Here is a 586-nt window from a genome sequence, read left to right on the forward strand (position 1 = left end):
GGCTGACGGTGTGGCCGATCCGGATGAATATTTGGAAATTGTGAAGAAGATCGGCTATGAAAACCTTGAACCTTCCCAGCAGCAATATGTCATTCAGCTTGAACAAGCAAAACAGCTGGAAGAAGCCGGAGAAGTGACTTGGGATATATTAAAAGGAGCCGGCGTTGGTTTATATGATGTCGGGAAAGACACGGTAACCGGTCTATGGGACTTCATAACCGATCCGGGAGAAACCTTGTCAGCACTGGGGAATGCAGTACTTCATCCTGTTAAAACATATGATGCTGTTTCAGCAGCAATCGAGGAAACGTATCAAAAGGATATGGTAAACGGAGATGCTTACTCCAGATCAAGATGGGTGACATATGCAATTGGTTCAGCAGCTGTGGCTGTCGTCGGAACGAAAGGCGCAGGAGCCATTAACAAAGCTGATGCGGCGGGGAAAGTCATAAACAAGGCAGGACAGGCAGGGAAGAAAATTAAAGACGTTAAACTTCCAGAACTGCTTCCTTATAACTCTAAATATGATCTTGCTCTGTCGGGTGACGTACCATACAATGTGGTTGACAGCCAAAACCTTAAAAAT

At 45.4% G+C, this 586-nt stretch carries 1 pseudogene; it reads left to right on the forward strand.

What is annotated here, in order from left to right:
* Window positions 1-586, forward strand: a pseudogene (locus NQS30_RS21345) (hypothetical protein); the annotation flags it as partial.

It is taken from the genome of Bacillus sp. B1(2022) (assembly GCF_040259625.1).
Taxonomy (GTDB): domain Bacteria; phylum Bacillota; class Bacilli; order Bacillales; family Bacillaceae; genus Bacillus; species Bacillus velezensis.